This window comes from Mesorhizobium sp. CNPSo 4661, from assembly GCF_057784215.1.
Genome location: NZ_JBWGIO010000007.1, coordinates 220,481 through 241,345 on the forward strand (window position 1 = coordinate 220,481; position 20,865 = coordinate 241,345).

The following is a 20,865-nucleotide window of genomic DNA, read 5'->3' on the forward strand; positions in this document are numbered from 1 at the left end:
TTAGCGCACCGAGCTCGTCACGGTCGGATCGACGGCGTCGGGCACGGATTTGCGCTCATTGCCGGCAAGGATGCCGATTAGGAGAAGGCTGAGCACGACCGGCACAAACAGGATGGCGACGCGCGCCTGCACGTAGAAGATGGCACGCCATTCGTTTCGCTTTTCGTCGTTCATCATGCTCGCTCTGTGGTGCCTCCCCGGGCAGGGGACATAGAGACGAAGCGTTAAACATCTCCTTCCGATTCGGTTAACGGGCGGATTTCGAACTCATAGGCGGCGATGAAGGCAAGGTAATGACACCGTCATTACGATCTGTTATTCTTGCGCCATGAAACACGAATCTCCAGACGAGGCTTCCAAGAGGAGCACTCTCAATATCCGCATCAAGCCTGAGGAGCGGGGCCTAATCGACGAGGCTGCGCGTGCGCTTGGCAAGACCAGGACGGATTTCATCCTCGATGCTGCTCGGCGTATGGCCGAGGACACATTGCTTGACCGGACACTCATCAAAGTCTCGCCGGAGGCTTATGCGGAATTTCTAGCCTTGCTCGATGCGCCGGCCAAATCCAACGAGAGGCTCTCTCGGCTGATGAACGCGCCGTTGCCTTGGAAGAGCCAGTGACGCTCCAGCCGCCGGTGCCGCTGGACCGCAGCCATGATCTATCCTCTTTCTCATCCGGCGTTCCAGTTCTCGATGACTGGCTCAAGCGTCGGGCGCTTGCCAATCAGGATAGCGGCGCGACAAGGACTTTCGTCCTCTGCCAGGATGCAAGGATCGTTGCCTATTATGCACTCGCTTCCGGCAGCATCACCGGCAGCCAGGTATCAGGTCGCTTCCGGCGCAACATGCCGGACCCCATTCCAGTTGCCATCCTTGCGCGTCTTGCAATCGATGCTTCCCATCAACGCCGGGGCCTCGGCCGGGCGCTGGTGCAGGACGCGGCTCGCCGGGTGATGAACGCGGCGCAATCGCTTGGCATTCGCGGGATTCTGGTTCACGCAATCTCGAATGAGGCGCAGACTTTCTACACCGCGCTGGGTTTCAGCCCTTCGCCACTAAATCCGATGACACTGATGGTCTCGTTGGCGGATCTGCGTGAGACGATTACCGAGTGAGGGACGGCATCAGACATCCAGCCATCCAAACGCCCGCTGCAAAAACGCACCGCCGTTTTCCCGCACTGGCTCGCCATGCGCCATCACCACATTCTCGACCGGCCATGACATGGCCAGGCGATGCTTTCGGCGCTCGCCGGCTTGTCCGGGTCGTGGCCGAAGGGATCGGCGCGCGGCCGGCCAAGTAGCCGATCAACTGGCGTTCAGCGCAAACAACCGGCCGCCGGACGGCACGACGTCGTCGATGCCGGCAAGGCGCAGGCAGTGCCAGGCCATGGCGTGATTGGAGGAGGTGACGGGAATGCCGATGCGCCGCTCCAGTTCCGCCACCGCCTCGGCGACGCGCAGGCTGGTGCAGGAGATGAAGATCGCTTCGACGCCCGGCACTTCAGCCATGCGCTCGGCCGCCGCCTCGATCGAGGCGAGCGAGATGCGGGCCGCCTCGCGGTCGTCGCGTCGGTCGAAGGTGGCGACGGCTGATATGTCGAGGCCGCGGCCGGTGAAATAGCGGACAAGGCCCTGGTTGATCTCGGGCGCATAGGGGGTCAGCAGGCCGATGCCCTTGACGCCGAGCGCCTTGAAGGCTGCCAAGGCGCCGGTGACCGGCGTGGTGCAGGCGACGCCGGGCCGCGCCTTCCTGATCTCGGCGAAGACGGCTTCCTCGCCGAGCGTCATGGTCGCCGAGGTGCAGCCGAAACCGACGACGTCGAGCGGGATGCTGGGCAGGATGAGGTCGACGGTCGGCGCGATGCGTGGGCCCATGGCGCGCAGTGTTTCCGGCGTGATGTCGTTGTCGTTGAAGAGGCGCGCCTCGTAGAAGGCGACGCCCGGAATGCGCACCAGCGCACGGAACTCATGCTCCAGCGTCTGGTCGGTGGCGAGGATCGCGAGCCCGATCGCCGCGCGCGAGGCGAGGCCGCCGTCGATCTCGGATGGAAGCACGCCCAAATCGACAGGCCCCGAAGATTGAGGGCGGGTGGCAGCCGCGCTGACAGACATGGCATTCCCTTTCCTGGTCGACCCCGTCGGGATCATGTTCTCAGTTCAAAAGTCCGTCCATCGAGATCGCCGGCTTGCGGCCGGCGATCAGGTCGGCGGTGATGCGGGCCGAGCCGTGCGACATGGTCCAGCCGATATGGCCGTGCCCGGTGTTGAAATAGAGGTTGCGCAGGCGCCGCTGGCCGAACTCGGGCAGGTTGTTGGGCGTCATCGGCCGCAGGCCCGCCCACATTTCGGCGCGGTCGTAATCGGCGCCTTCGGGATAAAGCTCCTCGGTCACGCCCTTCATGAAGGCGAAATCGGCTGGCTTGTGGCTGGTGTCGTAGCCGGCGAACTCGGCGGTGGCGGTGACGCGCAGCCGGTCGCCGAAGCGCGACACGGCGACCAGATTGTGCTCGTCGATGGCCGCGATGGTCGGCGGCGCCGGGCAATTGCCGACAGGAATGGTCAGCGAATAGCCCTTGATCGGATAGATCGGCAGGCTGATGCCGACCGTCTTGGCTATCAGCGGGCTGTAGGAGCCGAGCGCCAGCACATAGGCGTCGCCCTTGACCCCGCCCTTGTCGGTCATCACCTGGGCGACGCCGTTGCCGGACGTCTCGATGCCGGTGATGGTCGTGCCGGTGCGGATCTCCCCGCCGCGCTCGACCACCTTTGCCGCAAGCGCCCGGGTGAATTTCGCCGGGTCGCCGGTCTCGTCGGTCGGGCAATGGATGCCGCCGGCGATCTTTTCACGTGCGGAGGCCAGCGACGGATCGAGCGCAACGATGGCGTCGCGGTCGAGCACCTTGATCAGCTGTCCATCGGATTCGAGCAGCCGCATATGTTCGACGCCTTTGTCGAGCGCCTGCTGGCTGCGGTAGAAATAGAGGATGCCGCGATCGTTGCGGTCGTAGTCGATCGCCTCATCGGCGACGACCTCGTGCAGGATCGATTGCGAGTAGACGGCGAGGCGATGCTTGAGCAGCGTGTTGCGTCGGGCCTTCTGCGCCGTGCATTCCATCAGGAACAGCCACGACCAGCTGTAGAGCCGGGGATCGGCCGAGAGCCTGAAGCGCAGCGCCTGATCCTTCAACACCAGCGATTTAAGCAGGATCATTGGCGCCCTGGGCGACGACCAGACGAAGGAATGCCCCGGCGCGATCATGCCGGCATTGCCCCAGCTGGTCTCGGCGGCGACCTGTTGCTGGCGCTCGAGGATGACGACCTCGTGCCCGTCCTTCTGCAGCTGATAGGCGGTGGTGACGCCGACCACGCCGCCACCCAACACGATCACGCGCATGGCGCCTCCGGAGATCGCAAGTTGGGGGCAGTTTAGAGTGTGGACTGCAGTGTGCAATGGCACACATGCGGAGATGTCGGCGGGACAGCGCCGCTCGTCGGCAGGACGATCGCAAATGGCGCATCGAACGAATGTCGTCGCTAATCCCTGACGTCTCGACGCTGGGCGAAAAAGGCGCTCTGGTTGAAGGCGCCGGTGGGGTAGTGAGCGCTTCTGGCGACGACGTTGGAGATTAGCCCGAGGCCTCCATGACGTCGTCATACTCGGGCTTGACCCGAGTATCCATGCCATGACCTCTGCCGTAGGGTGCAACGGTGCAGAATTCTGCAACCGCAGCAACGCCTTAGCGTCACGGAATGGATTCTAGGGTCTGCGCGCGTCGCTTCGCTCCTTGCTCCGCCCTAGAATGACGAAGCCCATTCACCCGCCCAGCGCCTGCTCCAGATCCGCGATCAGATCGTCGCCGTCCTCGATCCCGCAGGACAGCCGCACCAGCGAATCCGTAATGCCGATCGCGCCGCGCTTTTCCGCCGGGATCGAGCCGTGCGTCATCAGCGCCGGGTGCTCGATCAGGCTTTCGACGCCGCCCAGGCTTTCGGCCAAGGTGAAGAGCTGCGTGCGTTCGAGGAAGCGTTTCGTCCCCGCCAGGTCGCGGTCGAGGTCGACGGAAATCATGCCGCCGAAGGCGTGCATCTGCTGGACGGCGATAGCGTGCTGCGGGTGGCTGGCGAGGCCGGGATAGATGACCCGGCGGACATCTTTTCGCGTTTCCAGCCATTGCGCGATTTTCAGCCCGTTGGCCGAGTGGCGCTCCATCCTGAGCGCCAGGGTCTTGATGCCGCGCAGCGCGAGAAAGCTGTCGAACGGGCCGGAGATGCCGCCGATGGCGTTCTGCAGGAATTTCAGTTGCGCGGCGAGGTCCTTGTTGTCGCCGACGACCGCCACGCCGCCGACCATGTCGGAATGGCCGTTCAAATATTTCGTCGTCGAATGAACGACGATGTCGATGCCGAGCTCCAGCGGCCGCTGGATGTAAGGGCTGGCAAAAGTGTTGTCGGCGACGGTGAGCAGGCCCTTGCGCTTCGCCAGCGCGGCAAGGCCTTCGAGATCGACGATGCGCAGCAGCGGGTTGGTCGGCGTCTCGACCCAGAGCAGCTTTGTTTCGGGACGGATCGCCGCCTCGACCGCGGCAAGGTCGGTGAAATCGGCAAAGCTGACCTGCAGGCCGGCGGAGCGCTTGCGCACCCGTTCCATCAGCCGGAACGAACCGCCATAGATGTCGTCGGTGGCGACGATGTGGGCGCCGGCGTCGAGCAGCTCCAGCACCGTGCCGATCGCCGCCAGGCCGGAGGCGAAGGCGAAGGCGGCCGAGCCGCTTTCGAGATCGGCCACGGCACGCTCGAAGGCGAAGCGCGTCGGGTTCTGGCTGCGGGCATATTCAAAGCCCTTGTGCACGCCGGGCGACTGCTGGCCGTAGGTAGAGGTGGCGTAGATCGGCACCATCACCGCGCCGGTCAGCGGGTCGTGGCTCTGGCCGCCATGGATGGCGCGGGTGGAAAAGGCCAGGCGGTTCTTGCCGTTCGAAGTCATTTTGCGCGGCGCCTCAGATGGTTGATCAGGTCGATACGGGTTATCAGGCCGACGAACTCGTCGCCATCGAAGACGATGGCCACCTCGTTGCGGTCGAAGACAGGCAAAAGCGCGTCGAGCGTCTGGCTGGCCTGCAGCGTATGCAGGTTCGAGCTCATGGCCGAGCGCACCGGGCCGTTGAAGCGGTCCCAGCGGCCGTCATAGGGGCCGTCGACCTTGGCCAGGATATCGCTTTCGTCGACGATGCCGATCAGCTTGCCATCGTCCAGCACCGGCAGTTGCGAGACGTCGGAGCGGCGCATGCGGCCATAGGCGTTGAGCAGGCTTTCGTCCGGGCCGACGGTGACGATGTCGCCGGTACGCGGCGAGCGCATGACGAGGTCGCGCAGATCGCCATGCTGGGCCTGGTCGGCAAGGCCCTGCTCGGCCAGCCAGATATCGTCGAAGACCTTCGACAGATATTTGTTGCCGCTGTCGCAGACGAAGGTGACGACCCGCTTGAGCGCCGTCTGCTCGCGGCAGTAGCGAAGGGCCGCCGACAACAGCGTGCCCGAGGACGAGCCGGCGAGGATGCCTTCGCGCGACAACAGATCGCGCACCGCCAGCATGCTCTGCTTGTCGGTGATGGAATAGGCCTTTTTCACCAGCGAGAGGTCGGCATTGGGCGGCACGAAATCCTCGCCGATGCCTTCAACGGTCCATGAGCCGGCCTCTTCCATCTTGCCGGTCTTGATCAGCGGCGCCAGCACCGAGCCGGCCGGGTCGGCCAGCACCATCTCGGTTTTGGGCGAGTGTTCCGCGAAATAGCGGCCGAGACCGGTGAGCGTGCCGCCGGAGCCGACGCCGACCACCACCGCGTCGACATCGCCCTCAAGCTGCGAAAAGATTTCCGGGCCGGTGGTGGTCTCATGCGCCAGCGGATTGGCCGGGTTGGCGAACTGGTTGGCATAGAAGGCGCCGGGCAGCTCGGCGGCGATCTTCTCGGCCATGTCCTGGTAATATTCGGGATGGCCCTTGCCGACATCGGAGCGGGTCATGCGCACCTCGGCGCCCAAAGCGCGCAGGTGCTGGATCTTTTCGCGCGACATCTTGTCGGGCACGACGAGGATGATGCGGTAGCCTTTCGGGATGCCGACCTGAGCAAGGCCGAGGCCGGTGTTGCCGGCGGTGGCCTCGACGATCGTGCCGCCGCGCTTCAGCGCGCCGGATTTCTCCGCCGCCGCGATCATCGACAGCGCGATGCGGTCCTTGATCGAGCCGCCGGGATTCTGGCTTTCGAGCTTGATGAACAGCCGGCACTTGCCGGTGTCGAACTTGGTCAGCTCGACGACCGGCGTCTGGCCGATCAGGTCGAGCACCGAGGCGTAAGGCGGACGCAAACGGGAGAGGGCGCCTTCCGCGCCGTCGGGCGCTGCTTTCTTCTGCTCGCTCATCTCAAATGCTCCGTGGAAGCAGTTCGATGCGGGTAGCCGCAATCTCGCGCACCGAACCGCCGGAATCCATTCCGGTTTCGCGGATGGCGCGAGGTGTCTTTTCCAGCCCTTTTCATCTGGAAAGAAGATAGATCGTGCCAATCCGGCGGGGAGAGGGGGAATGGAATTTCGCGGAGGGCTGCGCACCCGGTTCTCAATGTTGAAGCCGGCGCGAGGCGCCCCCCCTCTGTCCTGCCGGACATCTCCCCCTCTTGGGGGGAGATTGGATAGACACCTCGGCTTTCGCCTATCACCAACGCCGCAGAAATAGCGCCGTCAGCGGAACTGCTGATCTCCCCCCAAGAGGGGGAGATGGCCGGCAGGCCAGAGGGGGGCGCCGTAGAGTGCCAGATTCGGCAACTACAAGAACGAACGCCTCACCCCAGCAGCAGCTTGCCGAGCTTGGCGCATTGCACGCGGATATCCGGAATAGCGTCGATCTCGAAGAAGGTGCCGCGCGTCAGCGGGCCGACGGCGAGCAGCTTCGACGACACCGCGCCGTCGGCCGCGATCAGCTCGCATTTGCCGGTGACGTCGAGGCCGAGGCGCAGCGGATCGGGACGCGCCACGCCGCGCTCGAGCAGCGAGCGCACGACGCCGTTCGACGTCCGCGAAATGTCGCGGGCGATGCCCATGCAATCATAGAGGCGGGCGACGTCCAGGGTCTCAACAGCCTGCGTGCCGCGCGGCTGGATTTTCACGACGAAGCCGCCGTTCGCCTCGACGTTCACGACCCTGCCTGCGACGAGGCGGATGCGGCCAGACCTGACCGCCTCGGTGACACGCGCGTAGACTTCCGGCGCCATGCGGTGGCGGTGGATGTCCCACCAGGCCTTGGTGTGCTCGACGAAGCGGCGCTTGGCCGAGGACGGCCAGTTCTGCCAGATCGTCTGGTTGAAGGGCCTGAGCCCATCAACCACGTCGCGCCAGTCGCCGCCGGCCTTCTGGGTCTCGCGGATCAGGTTGCGGAACCAGCCGACGAAATAGGAAAGCTGGGTGCCGAGCGGAATGTCGGCGATATCGAGCTTGATCGGGTTGCCCTTGCGGTGCGGCGACGGCAGCAGCCCGCGCCGCGACACCGCGACGATGGCGCCGCGATGGCCGCGCTGTTCCAGCGAGAGAAACGCGTCGACCATGCTCAGCCCCGTGCCGAGCAGCAGCACTTGGGCCTGCGGATCGAGCGTGGTGTCGGCCTCCGCTCCCATGCGGACGGCGTGGCCCTGGAAGGCGCCGGGTTGCTCGTCGTGACCGGTGGCCAGGACGGCAAGATGCGCGACGACGCTGGTGCCGTTGGCGAGTACCACCTCGACGCCCGCCGGCGTCGGCGCGATCGACAGGCTCTCCTCGCGGATCAGCCGCAGACGACCGGTCTCGCGCTCGCGCTCCATCAGGCCGTCGAGCAGGTCCTGCAGGTAGCGGGCATAGAGGCTGCGCGGCGCATAGAACGGTCCCTGGTCGGGTTTCGCCAGACCGCGATCCAGCACCCAGCGCGCGAAATGCGTCGGGTCGTCGGCATAGGCGCTCATGCCGGAGGCGTTGACGTTGAGAACATGCGCCGAAAGCAGCGTCGAATAGGCCATGCCCTGGCCGAAATGCGGCCGCTTCTCGATCAGCGTGACGCGCAGGTCCGGATTGGGCGATTTGAGCAGATGCGCGGCGAGCACGACGCCGCTGGCGCCGCCGCCGACAATGATGATGGAGTTGCCGCGTCCAACCATGGTTGCGAGCCGGGAACCTGACGCGGCGATCAGCGCGCGGCCGCCGCCGCGGACGGCTTCGGCCGCAAGCCACGAACGATCGCCGGAACGGTTTTCAGAAGGTCGCGCATCGTTCTCTCACTCCCAATGTTGATAAGATTACTATACTAACCACGCTGGGCAGGAAACCCGGGTTCCAATTCGACTGCCTTTTGAAGCATGGATTTGCCGAGATAGGATGGCAGAAGGATTTTCGTTCGGCCGGAGGTGCTGGAGAGAGGGCCGCACCCGCGCGGTCGTCATTCCAGGGCGGAGCGACGCGAAGCGGCGCGTAGACCCTGGAATCCATGCCGCGACCTTCGTGAGAGATGCAGCGGTAAAGAATGGAACCTTGTCCAACCCCACTGAAAGATAGGTCTGCACCGCAGCATCGCTTCTATGTCAGGGCATGGAAACTCCTTCAGCTGAGAGCGGCTGCCTACCTACCTTCGTCATTCCAGGGCGGAGCGACGCGAAGCGGCGCATAGACCCTGGAATCCATGCCGTGACCTTCGCGAGAGATGCGACGGACGAGAATGGAACCTTGTCCAACCCCACTGCACCGCAGCATCGTGTCCATGTCACGGCATGGATTCCAGGGTCTGCGCGCGTCGCTTCGCTCCTTGCTCCGCCCTGGAATGACGACCGGACGGATGGCTCCGCCAACCACCCAGGGCACCCGAGAGCGCGGCCTGCGCTCACGCCCACCCGCGCCCCGCCGCGACCGTCCTTTTGCGCCCTTTCCGCCGGTACCCGGCGACACTTTTCCAACAAAGCGGCCTTCGTTGGAAGGATTTAACTCTACAAACCCGATAGAATTAACGGACGATAGAAAGGCAATCCAGTTTGTCGGGGTTTATGGAGCCTTTCAATGTCAATCCTTTCACGACGCATCCTGCTTTTCTCATCGGCGGCGCTTACGGCCGCCGCCTTGCTCGGCCCGGCCAGCGCCGAGGATCTCAAGATCACCATCGGCTACCAGACGGCGGTCGAGCCATCGAAAGTGCCGCAGGCCGACGGCGCCTATGAAAAAGCGACCAAGGCCACGATCGACTGGCGCAAGTTCGATTCCGGCGCCGACGTCATCGCCGCCATCGCTTCCGGGTCGGTCGATATCGGCTATGTCGGCTCGAGCCCGCTGGCGGCGGCCGCCAGCCGCGAGCTGCCGATCCAGACCATCTTCGTCGTCGGCCTTATCGGCCCGTCGGAAGCGCTGGTCGCCCGCAACGGCGCCGGCATCGAGAAGCTCGCCGATCTGGCCGGCAAGAAAGTCGCCGTGCCGTTCGTTTCGACCACGCATTACAGCCTGCTCGCGGCGCTAAAGCATGAGAATGTCGATCCGAAGTCGGTGCAGATCCTTAATCTGAGGCCGCCGGAGATCGCCGCCGCCTTCGCGCGCGGCGACATCGACGCGGCCTATGTCTGGGATCCGGCGCTTGGCCAGATCAAGACAACCGGCAAGGTGGTGCTGGACTCCTCGCAAGTGGCCGCCTGGGGCGCGCCGACCTTCGACGCCTGGATCGTGCGCACCGACTTTGCCGACAAGCACCCCGAGGCCGTGCGCGACTTCGTCAAGGTGACCGGCGAGGCCTATGCCCAGTTCCTCGCCAAGCCGGACGCCTGGTCGGTGTCCTCGCCGGAAGCCGGCAAGATCGCCAAGCTCACCGGCGCCAAGCTGGAAGAGGTGCCGGAGCTGCTCAAGGGCTATGTCTTCCCCTCGCTCGAGGAGCAGGCTTCGGACAAGTTCCTTGGCGGCGCGACCGTGCAGGCCGTCGCGGCGACGTCCGCCTTCCTCAAGGAGCAGGGCAAGGTCGACGCCGTGCTGCCGGACTATTCGAAATATGTGACGGCGAAATATGCCAGCGAGGCGCTTGCCTCGAACTGAGCTTTTCTCAATGCAATCCCCGGAAGGATGACCGCCTTTCCGGGGATTGTTCGGAAGCGCGGCGCCTTCTTCCCTGGCCTTGCGCTTGCCTGCCCCGAAGCCGCTTACGAGGCGCGGCTTCGGGGCAGGCCCTAATCCAACAGAGGCCAAAACGCCGATGTCGCATCTCATCCTCGACAAAGTCAGCGTTCTTTATGGCGGCCAGAAAGCGCCCGCGGTCGAGCGCGTTTCGCTCGACGTCGGTAAGGGCGATTTCGTCGTGCTGGTCGGCCGTTCCGGCTGCGGCAAGACCTCGCTGCTCAACGTCGCCGCCGGCCTGGTCGAGCCCGTGGGCGGCCTGGCCACGGTCGGCGGCCGGCCGATCACCGGGCCCGGGCCGAACCGCGCCGTGGTCTTCCAGAGCGATGCGTTGTTTCCCTGGCTGACGGCGCGGGAAAATGTCGCCTTCGCGCTCAGGCTGCGCGGCGTGCCGGCCGGCAGGCGGGCGCGGCGCGCCGACGAATTGCTGGCGCTGGTCAAGCTCGGCGGCGCCGGCGACAAGCGCATCTGGGAGCTTTCCGGCGGCATGCGCCAGCGCGTCGGCCTTGCCCGGGCGCTCGCCGCCGAACCCGAATTCCTTCTGCTGGACGAGCCGCTCGGCGCGCTCGATGCGCTGACGCGCGAGCGCATGCAGACGACGCTGCTCGATCTGTGGGCGGCGGCCCAGGTCGGTGTGCTGATGGTGACGCATGGCATCGAGGAGGCGCTGGTGCTGGCGACCCGCATCGTCGTGCTGGCGCCCGGGCCCGGCCATGTGGTGCGGACATTCGAGACTGATTTCGGCCGCCGCTATGCGGCCGGCGAGCCGATCCGCGCGATCAAGGCGGATCCCGCCTTCGCCGCTTCCCGCGCGGAGCTGACAGATGCGATCTTCGAAGGAGAGGCGGCATGAGCGTCGGCGCCTATAGCGAACGCGCGAGAGCGAAAGCCGGCGAGAATGACGGCTTCTCCGTGCCATGGTCGCGGCCCGCGCCGAAGCCGAGACGGGCGGTTTCGGCCCGGCTGGTCAGCGCGATCACCATCCTCGTGCTGCTGGCCGCCTGGACGGCGGCAGCCTCGCTGCAGCTGGTGTCGCCGGTCTTCCTGCCCTCGCCGGCCGCGGTCTGGACCAAGTTCGTCGTCGTTGCCCGCGACGGGTTCGTCGATGCGACGCTGCTCCAGCATATCCTGGCGTCGCTTTGGCGCGTCTTCGCGGCGCTGATCGCCGCGATCGTCGTCGGCGTCCCGGTCGGCCTCGCCATCGGCATCAGCCGGATCGGGCGCGGCGTGTTCGATCCGCTGCTCGAGTTCCTGCGGCCGATCCCGCCGCTCGCCTATCTGCCGCTGATCATCATCTGGTTCGGCATCGGCGAGCCGTCGAAGATCCTGGTGATCGCCATCGCCATGCTGGCGCCGGTCGCGCTGTCGACCGCCGCCGGCGTGCGCGGCGTCTCGCGCGAGCGCGTCGACGCGGCGCGATCGCTCGGCGCCACCCGCGCCCAGGTCATCCGCCACGTGATCCTGCCCAGCGCGCTGCCCTCGATCCTCACCGGCCTGCGCATCGCGCTTGGCGCCGGCTGGTCGACGCTGGTGGCGGCCGAGCTGGTCGCGGCGACGCGCGGGCTCGGCTTCATGATCCAGTCGGCGGCGCAGTTCCTGGTCACCGACGTGGTGGTGATGGGCATCCTGGTGATCGCGATCATCGCTTTTGCCCTGGAATTCATCATCCGCCGGATCGAGCGGGTGCTGGTGCCATGGGCGGGTCGGGAATGAACGGAAGCGAAGGAGAAGGACGATGACCCATTCCACCGCGGTGCTGTTCGCGCAGGTCGGCACGTGGCTGCTTCGTCTACCACCGAGCGACACGCGGCCCGCGGAGGAGCCGAAATCGCCGACGCCGGTGCTGCTTGCCGGCGAACGCGACCGCCTGCCGCCGCGCGACGAGAGCTTCTACTGGGCCTGGCAGTGCTGGTCGCAATGAGGGGCTCAGCTTTGCGCTGGCCCCCAAGTCTTCGTCATCCTCGGGTCTGTGCCTCGCCAATTGGCTGAAGCCGCCCCAACCTCGTCATTCTATGGCGGAGCAAGGAGCGAAGCGACGCGGCGCAGACCATAGAATCCATGCCGTGACTTGGAAGCGCCGCCACGGTGCGGAATTTTGCTCCGTTGCACTCCTGGCGAAGGTAGCGGCATGGATTCTAGGGTCTACGCGACGCCGCTTCGCGGCTGCTCCGCCCTGGAATGACGATCGCGATGGGCGTTTCGGCCAATCTCCAAGGCATGCCGCCTGCCAAAGCAAACAGCGCCGACCGGTCAAAATCCCTGTGCGGTGTCAACTAGAATAACGACCCCAGGTTACACGCAGAAAATAATTCCATCCACTCCGCCGAACTCGCAAGATCGTTTCTCTACTAACTTTATAGATTTACCTAGCCTGACCCCATTCCAAACCCCCGGCAGCCCCGGGCCATCGAAGGAGAGGGTCATGTTCAATCTGACGAGACGCGTTTTCGGTACCGGCCTGCTGGCAGCGGCGGCCTTTGCCACATCCATCGCGAAGACATCCTTCGGCGCCGCGGCGCAAGAGCTCAAGGCGTTCAACATCGGCTACCAGAAGACCGGCCTGCCGGTCATCGCCAGGCAGCGGCAGATCATCGAAAAGGCGCTGGCCGACAAGGGCGTCACGGTGAAATGGGTCGAGTTCACCGCCGGCCCGCCGCTGGTGGAGGCCTTGAATGTCGGCGCCATCGACGTCGGCTGGACGGGCGACGCGCCGCCGATCTTCGGCCAGGCGGCCGGGGCCAACATCGTCTATGCGGCGGCGCTGCCGTCGAATGGCGACGGCGAGGCGATCTTCGTCAAGCCGGCCTCGCCGATCCAGTCGCTGGCCGATCTCAAAGGCAAGCGCATCGGCGTCGGCAAGGGCACCAGCGCGCATAATCTCCTGGTCGCGGCGCTGGAGAAAGCCGGCATCGCCTTCGATCAGGTCACGCCGGTCTATCTCAGCCCGGCCGACGCGGCGGCCGCCTTCGCCAGCGACCAGATCGACGCCTGGGCGGTGTGGGATCCGTTCTTCGCCATCGCCGAGACCCGTTACCAGCCGCGCGTGCTCGTCCGCTCCAGCGACGTGCTGAAGGTCAACACCTATTTCCTCGCCAACAAGGATTTCGCCAAGGCGCATCCGGATGTCGTCTCGACGACGATCGCCGCGCTCGGCGACGCGGCGAAATGGGCCGACCAGAACCGCGACAAGGTGGCCGAGGCGCTGCATGAGGTGACCGGCGTGCCGCTCGACGCGCAGACGATCGCCGCCAACCGGACCAAGTTCGGCATCTTCCCGATCACCGACGAGATCGTCGCCGGCCAGCAGGCGACGGCCGATCGCTTCTTCAAGCTCGGCCTGATCCCGAAAGCGGTCCGGATTTCCGACGCCATCTGGACCGCGCCGGGCAACTGATTTTCCTTGACGCGCCTGGCGGCGAACGCCCGGCGCCGCCGCGTTTTCTCCTGCCTTCTCCAGGGTATCAGCCATGACCGCATCAGCCAGCCCGCTCGATTTCTTCTGGTTCATCCCGACGCATGGCGACGGCTCCTATCTCGGCACCGAGAAGCAGCAGCGTCCGCCCGAGTTCGGCTACTTCAAGGAGATCGCGCAGGCGGTCGACAGGCTTGGTTTCCCCGGCGTGCTCTTGCCCACCGGACAGAACTGCGAGGATTCCTGGATCACCGCCACCGGCCTTGCGACGCTGACCGAAAGGCTGAAATTCCTGGTCGCGCTGAGACCCGGCGTGACGCTGCCGACCTTCGCGGCGCGCCAGACCGCGGCGCTCGACCGGCTGAGCAACGGCCGGCTGCTGCTCAATGTCGTGGTCGGCGGCAACCCGACCGAGCTTGCCGGCGACGGCGTGTTCCTGCCGCATGACGAACGCTATGCGCAGGCGCAGGAGTTCCTCAGCATCTGGCGCGGGCTGGTCTCTGGCGAGCGGGTGAATTTCGAAGGCAAATATTACCGCGTCGAGAACGGCCGCCTCGACCTGTTGCCGCTGCAGGAGCGGCCGCCGCTTTATTTCGGCGGCTCTTCCGATGCCGGCCAGGAGCTCGCGGCCGACCTCGTCGACATGTACCTGACCTGGGGCGAGCCGCCGGCGCAGGTTGCCGCAAAGATCGCATCGGCGCGCGAGAAGGCGGCGCGGCGCGGCCGCAAGATGCGTTTCGGCATCAGGCTGCATTTCATCGTGCGCGAAACCGAGGACGAGGCCTGGCGCGCCGCCGAGCGGCTGATCAGCCATGTCACCGACGCGCAGATCGAAAATGCCCAGGCCCGTTTCCTCAAGGAGATGGATTCGGTCGGGCAGCGGCGCATGGCCGAACTGCATGGCGGCCGGCGCGACCGGCTCGTGGTCTCGCCAAACCTCTGGGCCGGCGTCGGCCTGGTGCGCGGCGGCGCCGGCACGGCGCTGGTCGGCACGCCCGAGCAGGTCGTCGAGCGCATCCGCGAATACCAGGCGATCGGCATCGACACCATCATCGGCTCCGGCTACCCGCATCTGGAAGAAGCCTACCGCGTCGCCGAGCTCCTGTTCCCACCCCTTGGCCTCGGCACGCAGCGGCAGCGGGCGCACAAGGACATCGCCAACGAGTTCTCCGTCGGCTTCCACGGCGCCGGGCGCCTGCAGGCGGCGTCATGAGCCTGGCCGCCCGCCTTGCCCGCAGCGGCGCGGCCGGCTGGCTGCTGCCGGCGGCAATCATCCCCGGCTGGGAAGCCGCGGCGCGCGCGGGCTTGATCCCGGCCAATGTGCTACCGGCGCCGAGCGCGGTGGCCGAGGCCTTCTGGCGGCTGACACTGTCGGGCGAACTGATCCGCAACATCGGCGTCTCCACCCTGCGCGCGCTGTCCGGCTTCGCCATCGGCGGCGCGATCGGGTTCGCGCTCGGCCTCGCCAACGGATTGTCGGCGCTGAGCCGGGGCCTGACCGACACGACGCTGCAGATGATCCGCAACATCCCGCATCTGGCGCTGATCCCGCTGGTCATATTGTGGTTCGGCATCGACGAGGAGGCGAAGCTGTTCCTGGTGGCGCTCGGCGTTTTCTTCCCGATCTACGTCAACACGCTGCTCGGCATCCAGAGCGTCGATCCACATCTGGTCGAGATGGGCCGCGTCTACGGCCTCGACCGGCGCGCGCTGTTCTTCCGGGTGATCCTGCCCGGCGCGCTGCCGTCGATCTTCGTCGGCCTGCGCTACGCGCTGGGCATCATGTGGCTGACGCTGATCGTCGCCGAGACGATCTCGGCGAGTTCCGGCCTCGGCTACATGGCCATGCAGGCGCGCGAGTTCCTGCTGATCGACGTCGTGGTGCTGTCGATCCTGATCTACGCGCTGCTCGGCAAGCTCGCCGACAGCCTGGCCCGCCTGCTCGAGCGCCTGTCGCTCGGCTGGCATCCCGCCTTCCAGAAAGGGTGAGAACAAGATGCCAGCCGCCACCTTAACCGCCGCACGTTCCCTCGTCTCCACGCCGGCGCAAGCCCGGACGATCGGCTCGGTCGAGGGCCGGCGGGCCTTCGCGTTCAAGGAGGTGGGAAAACGCTTCGGCGACAAGATCGTGCTGGACGGCATCAGCCTCGACGTGCGGGCCGGACAATTCGTGGCCATCATCGGCAAGAGCGGCTGCGGCAAGAGCACGCTGCTTCGGCTGCTGGCCGGGCTCGACCGCCCGAGCAGCGGTTCGCTGACCTTCTCAGGCGAGGAAGGCCACAGCCGCACGCGCTTCATGTTCCAGGAACCGCGCCTGCTGCCGTGGATGAGCGTGGTGAAAAATATCGAGATCGGCCTCACCGGCATTGCCGGCGGCATCGAGGCCAGGCAGCGGGCACTTGCCATGCTTGACGAGGTCGGGCTGGCCGATCGCGCCGACGAGTGGCCTTCGGTGCTGTCTGGCGGTCAGAAGCAGCGCGTGGCGCTTGCCCGCGCCCTGGTCGGCCAGCCGCAGATCCTGGCGCTCGACGAGCCGCTTGGCGCGCTGGACGCATTGACCCGTATCGAGATGCAGCAGCTCCTGGAACGGATATGGCTCGACCAGAAGTTCACCGCCGTGCTGGTGACGCACGATGTCGGCGAGGCCGTGGCGCTCGCCGACCGCGTCGTGGTGATCGGCGCCGGCAGGATCGCCCTCGATCTCGACGTGCCGGTGGCGCGGCCCCGCCGGCATGGCTCGGCGGAGCTCGCCCATATCGAGGGGACCATCCTGGACCATCTGTTCGGCCGGGCTTGATCGTACGGCACGCACGCCACTGCTTGCCATCAATGCCGGTCAGACGCGGGTGCGGCTTGCCCAGCGCAGCCCGACCACGCCGACCAGCATGGTGACGAGCCCGATATAGAGCCATTGCGTCTGGCCGGTCATGAAGCTGCCCTTGACGAAGCCGAGGCCTTGCAGCGACCACAACGCACCCAGCCCCAGCACAATCAGCGCCAGCACAAACCTGATCAATCGCATCGGCTTGACCCTCTCCGGAAGTCGATCCTGAACGGCAATGGGGACGCAACAAAAGATGCGGAGGAATCGAAACAGTTCGGCTCCTCCGTACTTCAAATCTTGAGGGCCGATGTTGCCCGGAATGTCCCCGGAGCCGACCCGATATTCATTGAGAATACGCCTTCCTGGTGCTGGAAATATCATGACAAACTGTTTCGCGGCGACTCCAAACGTGTGCCGTCGCCATGGAACCGCCAGATCAATGCCGCATTTCGTGCCTCATTCGGCACATATCGGCGGGGCCTACCTTTAACGGAGCCACCCCCAAAGCATGAAGAAATCCAACCAGACCGCGCTTGTCGCGGCAACGATCGCGGCTGGCCTGATGGCCGGCGCCTCGTCCGCTTCCTCCGCCGCCGCTCAGTGCGGCCGCGCTTCCTGGTATGCGCTGCATTCCAGAACCGCCTCAGGGGAACGCATGAACCCCTCGGCACTGACTGCCGCCCATCGCACCTTGCCCTTCGGCACCAAGCTCCGGGTCACCAACAAGAACAACGGCCGCAGCGTCGTCGTGCGCATCAACGATCGCGGCCCGTTCGTGAAGGGACGCATGCTCGATCTGTCGCGCGGCGCAGCCGGCGAGCTCGGCTTCATCGGTTCTGGCCATACCGCCGTCTGCATGGCGCGCGTCTGATACACTGCACAGGGATTTGACCGGTCGGCTCTGTTTGCATTGGCAGGCGGCATGCCTTGGAGATCGGCCGAAACGCCTATCGTGATCGTCATTTCTAGGGCGGAGCAGGAGCGAAGCTCCGTCGCGAAGACCCTAGAATCCATGCCGCTACCTTCGCCAGGAGTGCAACGGAGCAAAATTCCGCACCGTGGCGGCGCTTCCAAGTCACGGCATGGATTCTATGGTCTGCGCCGCGTCGCTTCGCTCCTTGCTCCGCCATAGAATGACGAGGTTGGGCGGCCGTCGCACCACGATCCGATGCGAGCCCTCACATATCTTTCACATTTCCGCAGTGCACATTGAGCCGGCTCGTCCGCGCAAGGCTGATTTTCAACAGGTTGAACGAAAGATGCATTCGTCAGACAAAATGACGTATTGCATCGCAACAATATCTTGTTAACCTCCGCGCGAGACATTCAAGGCTCGGCGCTGTCCGTCGTCCCTTTGGTCGTCGGACGGCAGCGGGGTTCTCGATGTTCTACCAGCTCTACGAAATGAACCATGCGGCGCTGCAGCCGGCCCGCCTCTATGCCGACGCGGTGCGGCTGTTCTACTCCAACCCGCTCAATCCGATTTCCCACACCCCCTTCGGCCGCTCGGTCGCGGCGACCGCGGAGCTCTTCGAGCGGACCACGCGCCGCTACGGCAAGCCGCTATTCGGCCTGGACAAGGCCGTCGTCGACTGGAAAAGCGTCGACGTCACGGAAAGGACGGTCTGGTCGAAGCCGTTCTGCAACCTCGTCCGTTTCGAGCGTGCGCTGCCCGCCGGCCGCAAGCCCGACCCCAAGCTGCTCATCGTGGCGCCGATGTCGGGCCATTACGCGACGCTGCTGCGCGGCACGGTCGAGGCGATGCTGCCCCATGCCGACGTGCACATCACCGACTGGGTCGATGCCCGCATGGTGCCGGTGGCGCAAGGCAGCTTCGATCTGGACGACTATATCGACTATGTCATCGACATGTTCCATGCGCTCGGTCCCGACACCCATGTGATGGCCGTGTGCCAGCCTTCGGTGCCGGTGCTGGCGGCGGTGGCGCTGATGGAAAAGCGCGGCGATCCCTTCGTGCCCTCCACCATGACGCTGATGGGCGGCCCGATCGACACGCGCCGCAATCCGACCGCGGTCAATCTTCTGGCCGAGGAAAAGGGCATCGACTGGTTCCGCGACAATGTCATCATGCAGGCGCCCTGGCCGGTGCCGGGCTTCGGCCGCGTGGTCTATCCCGGCTTCCTGCAGCTTTCGGGTTTCATGAGCATGAATCTCGACCGCCACATCATCGCCCACAAGGACTTCTTCATGCACCTTGTGAAGAACGACGGCGACAATGCCGAGAAGCACCGCGACTTCTATGACGAGTACCTGGCGGTGATGGACCTGACGGCGGAGTTCTACCTGCAGACGGTCGACACCGTGTTCGTGCGCCACGCCCTGCCGAAGGGCGAGATGAAGCATCGCGGCGAGTCGGTCGATCCGAAGGCGATCCGCAATGTCGCGTTGCTGACCATCGAAGGCGAGAACGACGATATTTCCGGCCTCGGCCAGACCCAGGCCGCGCACGATTTGTGCGTCAACATCCCGGCCGACAGACAGGCGCATTACATGCAACCGGCCGTCGGCCATTACGGCGTCTTCAACGGCTCGCGCTTCCGCTCCGAAATCGTGCCGCGCATCGCCGACTTCATTTCCAGCTATGGCCGCCAGCACCGCGTGGCGACGAAGCCGAAGCTGGTCCGTTCCGCCAAGAGCTGAACGTCGTAAAGCCGCTTCGGAGCGGACTGCCGCCATCCGGCGGCCGGCGGTGTTGCGCCCATGCCTCTGTTGCGAAAGTGCCGCTATGGGATCGTCCAGGTAACCATGCCGTCAAACTGGCCGTCGTCTCTAATTGACACGGACTGTAAATCGCCTTTAACGTTTCGTTAATAAAGAACAGGGCGGCGGGGACAATGACTTCCTCAGCGATGGCGCGGATTCTGCGTTTGTGTTCGGTCGCAGGGCTGGCGATTTCGGCTCACTGGGCGGCGCCCGCCTGGGCGGCGGGCGCGATGGCCACGAGCGGCCTGACCTCGCAGCCGATCGGCCATTACGATTTCTGCAAAGCGCGCCCGAACGAATGCAACATCCACCCTGCCGATCTCGAGCCTGCAAAGATGACGGACAGCCTGTGGCGCAGGCTGGTCAGCGTGAGCGCCAAGGTGAATGCCGCCGTCAAGCCGTTGAGCGATCTCGATCACTACGGCAAGGACGAGGTCTGGGCCTATCCGGACGATGGCTATGGCGACTGCGAGGACTATGTGCTGGAAAAGCGTCGCCAGCTCTATCGCATGGGCATGTCGCTGGCCGACCTCTTGATCACCGTCGTGCGCAAGCCGGACGGCGAAGGCCATTCGGTGCTGACGGTGCGCACCGACAGGGGCGATTACGTGCTCGACAACCTGACCGACAAGGTCAAGGCCTGGGACGCGACCGGCTATCGTTTCCTCAAGCGGCAGGCGATCGACAACACCGGCCGCTGGGTCTCGATCCGCGACGGCCAGCCGGTGCTTGTCGGCTCGGTGCAGTAGAAACCGGACGCCTGCTTTTCTTCGCGAGGCGCTCTACCTCCCTGCGCGGTGGGTGAACCGCGCGGCGCATGCCGGGCCGGTTTCGACGCTGGGCGAAAAGCTCCCCGTGGCTGAAGGTGGAGGTGTGTTGAGCTTCTGGCGCCAACCTTGGAGATTGGCCGAATCCCTACGTGACGTCGTCATACTCGGGCTTGACCCGAGTATCCATGCCGTGACGCTTACCGTGGAGTGCAACGGTGCAGAATTCTGTAACCGTTGCAAAGCGTTGGCGTAACGGCATGGATTCTAGGGTCTGCGCGCGTCGCTTCGCTCCTTGCTCCGCCCTAGAATGACGACCGAGCTGTCGTAGCCTCACATTGCAAAGGCCGATGACAACAAAAAACCCGTAACCGCCTCCGAAAATTTTCAGGCGACTCCATGAACCGTTTCCGTTCGGCCGGCGACACACAGCCGTAGACGACAAACCCAACCGTGGAGAATTTCAATGACTGCCTTTTTGCGAAACACCTTGCTTGCCGCCATTGCCGTGTCGGCCCTGACCGGTTCGGCCCTGGCCGACGACACCGTCAAAAGCTGCGCCAAGACCAATCTCAACGACCTCTGGAGCGGCCGCTGCTGCGGCGTCAGCAGCGTCAATTGCCTGGGCGGCGGAAACGGCGGCCGCGACCATCACGGCAACAATGGCGGCCGCGGCAGCACCAACGGCAAGAACTGATCTCAAAGTGAGATCGAGAAGGCTGCCTGCGGCGTGGTAGGCAAGAGCCTCGGCCCTCGCGGCTTCGCCATTCTAGGGCGAAGCGAGGAGCGCAGCGACGCAGTGCAGACCCTAGAATCCATTCCGTTACCTATAGGCGTCGCCGCGGTGCAGAACGAACTCTGTTCTGCACCGCCTTTGCCCTTCGCGCGAGATCACGGAATGGATCCTCGGGTCTGCGCGTCCGCTTCGCGCCCGCTCCGCCCGTGGATGACGAAGCTCGGGCGCTTCGGCTAACCCACCC

General features: G+C 65.1%; 21 protein-coding genes. 14 read left to right on the top strand and 7 right to left on the bottom strand.

Features of this window, described 5'->3' with window-relative positions; genetic code table 11:
* Positions 1-177 carry a hypothetical protein gene (locus AC0YKC_RS12785; RefSeq protein WP_140542936.1) on the bottom strand — a complete coding sequence of 59 codons (177 nt, stop codon included), beginning with the start codon at positions 175-177 and terminating at the stop codon, positions 1-3.
* A 151-nt stretch (positions 178-328) separates the two neighbouring features.
* Here AC0YKC_RS12785 and AC0YKC_RS12790 point away from each other — a divergent pair, with 151 nt between their 5' ends.
* A complete protein-coding gene (locus AC0YKC_RS12790) occupies positions 329-622 on the top strand; it encodes a type II toxin-antitoxin system TacA family antitoxin (RefSeq protein WP_488511284.1) in 294 nt (97 codons plus the stop codon).
* On the top strand, positions 619-1,116 hold the full coding sequence (locus AC0YKC_RS12795; protein ID WP_488511285.1) for a GNAT family N-acetyltransferase: 498 nt from the start codon (positions 619-621) through the stop codon (positions 1,114-1,116). Before AC0YKC_RS12790 ends, AC0YKC_RS12795 begins: the two co-directional genes overlap by 4 nt.
* Positions 1,117-1,308: 192 nt before the next feature.
* Here AC0YKC_RS12795 and AC0YKC_RS12800 read toward each other — a convergent pair whose 3' ends face one another.
* The 5 genes from AC0YKC_RS12800 to AC0YKC_RS12820 form a co-directional block, all read right to left on the bottom strand.
* Positions 1,309-2,058, bottom strand: coding sequence for a maleate cis-trans isomerase family protein (locus AC0YKC_RS12800; RefSeq protein WP_488511328.1), 750 nt, complete (start codon positions 2,056-2,058; stop codon positions 1,309-1,311).
* Positions 2,059-2,155: 97 nt separating this feature from the next.
* The gene (locus AC0YKC_RS12805) at positions 2,156-3,397 is read right to left on the bottom strand and encodes a D-amino acid dehydrogenase (protein WP_488511286.1); all 1,242 of its coding nucleotides are present in this window, start codon (positions 3,395-3,397) and stop codon (positions 2,156-2,158) included.
* 420 nt (positions 3,398-3,817) lie between these two features.
* Positions 3,818-4,987 carry a trans-sulfuration enzyme family protein gene (locus tag AC0YKC_RS12810; protein WP_488511287.1) on the bottom strand — a complete coding sequence of 390 codons (1,170 nt, stop codon included), beginning with the start codon at positions 4,985-4,987 and terminating at the stop codon, positions 3,818-3,820.
* Positions 4,984-6,420 (bottom strand): pyridoxal-phosphate dependent enzyme, encoded by a 1,437-nt coding sequence (locus AC0YKC_RS12815; RefSeq protein WP_488511288.1) that lies wholly within the window; start codon positions 6,418-6,420, stop codon positions 4,984-4,986. The genes AC0YKC_RS12810 and AC0YKC_RS12815 overlap by 4 nt, the downstream gene beginning before the upstream one ends.
* A gap of 416 nt (positions 6,421-6,836) precedes the next feature.
* The gene (locus AC0YKC_RS12820) at positions 6,837-8,177 is read right to left on the bottom strand and encodes an FAD/NAD(P)-binding protein (protein ID WP_488511289.1); all 1,341 of its coding nucleotides are present in this window, start codon (positions 8,175-8,177) and stop codon (positions 6,837-6,839) included.
* Between the two features lie 889 nt (positions 8,178-9,066).
* On the opposite strand from AC0YKC_RS12820, the gene tauA reads away from it, so the two are divergent.
* The 8 genes from tauA to AC0YKC_RS12860 all read left to right on the top strand — a co-directional run bounded on the left by tauA (position 9,067) and on the right by AC0YKC_RS12860 (position 16,367).
* Positions 9,067-10,080 carry a taurine ABC transporter substrate-binding protein gene (gene tauA, locus AC0YKC_RS12825; RefSeq protein WP_488511290.1) on the top strand — a complete coding sequence of 338 codons (1,014 nt, stop codon included), beginning with the start codon at positions 9,067-9,069 and terminating at the stop codon, positions 10,078-10,080.
* A gap of 157 nt (positions 10,081-10,237) precedes the next feature.
* Positions 10,238-11,011: a taurine ABC transporter ATP-binding protein gene (locus tag AC0YKC_RS12830; protein WP_488511291.1), complete on the top strand. Its 774-nt coding sequence runs from the start codon at positions 10,238-10,240 to the stop codon at positions 11,009-11,011.
* Entirely contained in the window at positions 11,008-11,871 is an 864-nt protein-coding gene (locus AC0YKC_RS12835) for an ABC transporter permease subunit (RefSeq protein WP_488511292.1), read from the top strand. Before AC0YKC_RS12830 ends, AC0YKC_RS12835 begins: the two co-directional genes overlap by 4 nt.
* Positions 11,872-11,893: 22 nt before the next feature.
* Positions 11,894-12,079, top strand: a complete 186-nt coding sequence (locus AC0YKC_RS12840; protein WP_488511293.1) for a hypothetical protein — start codon at positions 11,894-11,896, stop codon at positions 12,077-12,079.
* 501 nt (positions 12,080-12,580) lie between these two features.
* A complete protein-coding gene (locus tag AC0YKC_RS12845; protein WP_488511294.1) occupies positions 12,581-13,552 on the top strand; it encodes a sulfonate ABC transporter substrate-binding protein in 972 nt (323 codons plus the stop codon).
* 73 nt (positions 13,553-13,625) lie between these two features.
* Entirely contained in the window at positions 13,626-14,783 is a 1,158-nt protein-coding gene (gene ssuD / locus AC0YKC_RS12850; RefSeq protein WP_488511295.1) for an FMNH2-dependent alkanesulfonate monooxygenase, read from the top strand.
* Positions 14,780-15,559 (top strand): ABC transporter permease subunit, encoded by a 780-nt coding sequence (locus AC0YKC_RS12855; RefSeq protein ID WP_488511296.1) that lies wholly within the window; start codon positions 14,780-14,782, stop codon positions 15,557-15,559. Before ssuD ends, AC0YKC_RS12855 begins: the two co-directional genes overlap by 4 nt.
* Positions 15,560-15,566: 7 nt before the next feature.
* Entirely contained in the window at positions 15,567-16,367 is an 801-nt protein-coding gene (locus tag AC0YKC_RS12860) for an ABC transporter ATP-binding protein (protein ID WP_488511297.1), read from the top strand.
* 39 nt (positions 16,368-16,406) lie between these two features.
* On the opposite strand, the gene AC0YKC_RS12865 is transcribed toward AC0YKC_RS12860, so the two are convergent.
* Complete coding sequence (locus tag AC0YKC_RS12865; RefSeq protein ID WP_320298242.1) at positions 16,407-16,592, bottom strand: hypothetical protein; 186 nt, start codon at positions 16,590-16,592, stop codon at positions 16,407-16,409.
* Between the two features lie 310 nt (positions 16,593-16,902).
* On the opposite strand from AC0YKC_RS12865, the gene AC0YKC_RS12870 reads away from it, so the two are divergent.
* The 4 genes from AC0YKC_RS12870 to AC0YKC_RS12885 all read left to right on the top strand — a co-directional run bounded on the left by AC0YKC_RS12870 (position 16,903) and on the right by AC0YKC_RS12885 (position 20,582).
* Positions 16,903-17,265, top strand: a complete 363-nt coding sequence (locus AC0YKC_RS12870; RefSeq protein ID WP_320298241.1) for a septal ring lytic transglycosylase RlpA family protein — start codon at positions 16,903-16,905, stop codon at positions 17,263-17,265.
* Between the two features lie 512 nt (positions 17,266-17,777).
* A complete protein-coding gene (locus AC0YKC_RS12875) occupies positions 17,778-19,055 on the top strand; it encodes a polyhydroxyalkanoate depolymerase (RefSeq protein ID WP_488511298.1) in 1,278 nt (425 codons plus the stop codon).
* A 194-nt stretch (positions 19,056-19,249) separates the two neighbouring features.
* The gene (locus AC0YKC_RS12880; protein ID WP_320298239.1) at positions 19,250-19,867 is read left to right on the top strand and encodes a transglutaminase-like cysteine peptidase; all 618 of its coding nucleotides are present in this window, start codon (positions 19,250-19,252) and stop codon (positions 19,865-19,867) included.
* Between the two features lie 484 nt (positions 19,868-20,351).
* Positions 20,352-20,582 carry a hypothetical protein gene (locus AC0YKC_RS12885; protein WP_488511299.1) on the top strand — a complete coding sequence of 77 codons (231 nt, stop codon included), beginning with the start codon at positions 20,352-20,354 and terminating at the stop codon, positions 20,580-20,582.
* Positions 20,583-20,865: the final 283 nt, after the last annotated feature.

What these genes read in the sequence shown, in the direction of transcription:
- AC0YKC_RS12785 (WP_140542936.1), bottom strand. Translation starts at nt 177, where the DNA reads ATGATGAACGACGAAAAGCGAAACGAATGGCGTGCCATCTTCTACGTG.
- AC0YKC_RS12790 (WP_488511284.1), top strand. Translation starts at nt 329, where the DNA reads ATGAAACACGAATCTCCAGACGAGGCTTCCAAGAGGAGCACTCTCAAT.
- AC0YKC_RS12805 (WP_488511286.1), bottom strand. Translation starts at nt 3,397, where the DNA reads ATGCGCGTGATCGTGTTGGGTGGCGGCGTGGTCGGCGTCACCACCGCC.
- AC0YKC_RS12810 (WP_488511287.1), bottom strand. Translation starts at nt 4,987, where the DNA reads ATGACTTCGAACGGCAAGAACCGCCTGGCCTTTTCCACCCGCGCCATC.
- AC0YKC_RS12815 (WP_488511288.1), bottom strand. Translation starts at nt 6,420, where the DNA reads ATGAGCGAGCAGAAGAAAGCAGCGCCCGACGGCGCGGAAGGCGCCCTC.
- AC0YKC_RS12820 (WP_488511289.1), bottom strand. Translation starts at nt 8,177, where the DNA reads ATGGTTGGACGCGGCAACTCCATCATCATTGTCGGCGGCGGCGCCAGC.
- tauA (WP_488511290.1), top strand. Translation starts at nt 9,067, where the DNA reads ATGTCAATCCTTTCACGACGCATCCTGCTTTTCTCATCGGCGGCGCTT.
- AC0YKC_RS12830 (WP_488511291.1), top strand. Translation starts at nt 10,238, where the DNA reads ATGTCGCATCTCATCCTCGACAAAGTCAGCGTTCTTTATGGCGGCCAG.
- AC0YKC_RS12835 (WP_488511292.1), top strand. Translation starts at nt 11,008, where the DNA reads ATGAGCGTCGGCGCCTATAGCGAACGCGCGAGAGCGAAAGCCGGCGAG.
- AC0YKC_RS12840 (WP_488511293.1), top strand. Translation starts at nt 11,894, where the DNA reads ATGACCCATTCCACCGCGGTGCTGTTCGCGCAGGTCGGCACGTGGCTG.
- AC0YKC_RS12845 (WP_488511294.1), top strand. Translation starts at nt 12,581, where the DNA reads ATGTTCAATCTGACGAGACGCGTTTTCGGTACCGGCCTGCTGGCAGCG.
- ssuD (WP_488511295.1), top strand. Translation starts at nt 13,626, where the DNA reads ATGACCGCATCAGCCAGCCCGCTCGATTTCTTCTGGTTCATCCCGACG.
- AC0YKC_RS12855 (WP_488511296.1), top strand. Translation starts at nt 14,780, where the DNA reads ATGAGCCTGGCCGCCCGCCTTGCCCGCAGCGGCGCGGCCGGCTGGCTG.
- AC0YKC_RS12860 (WP_488511297.1), top strand. Translation starts at nt 15,567, where the DNA reads ATGCCAGCCGCCACCTTAACCGCCGCACGTTCCCTCGTCTCCACGCCG.
- AC0YKC_RS12865 (WP_320298242.1), bottom strand. Translation starts at nt 16,592, where the DNA reads ATGCGATTGATCAGGTTTGTGCTGGCGCTGATTGTGCTGGGGCTGGGT.
- AC0YKC_RS12870 (WP_320298241.1), top strand. Translation starts at nt 16,903, where the DNA reads ATGAAGAAATCCAACCAGACCGCGCTTGTCGCGGCAACGATCGCGGCT.
- AC0YKC_RS12875 (WP_488511298.1), top strand. Translation starts at nt 17,778, where the DNA reads ATGTTCTACCAGCTCTACGAAATGAACCATGCGGCGCTGCAGCCGGCC.
- AC0YKC_RS12880 (WP_320298239.1), top strand. Translation starts at nt 19,250, where the DNA reads ATGACTTCCTCAGCGATGGCGCGGATTCTGCGTTTGTGTTCGGTCGCA.
- AC0YKC_RS12885 (WP_488511299.1), top strand. Translation starts at nt 20,352, where the DNA reads ATGACTGCCTTTTTGCGAAACACCTTGCTTGCCGCCATTGCCGTGTCG.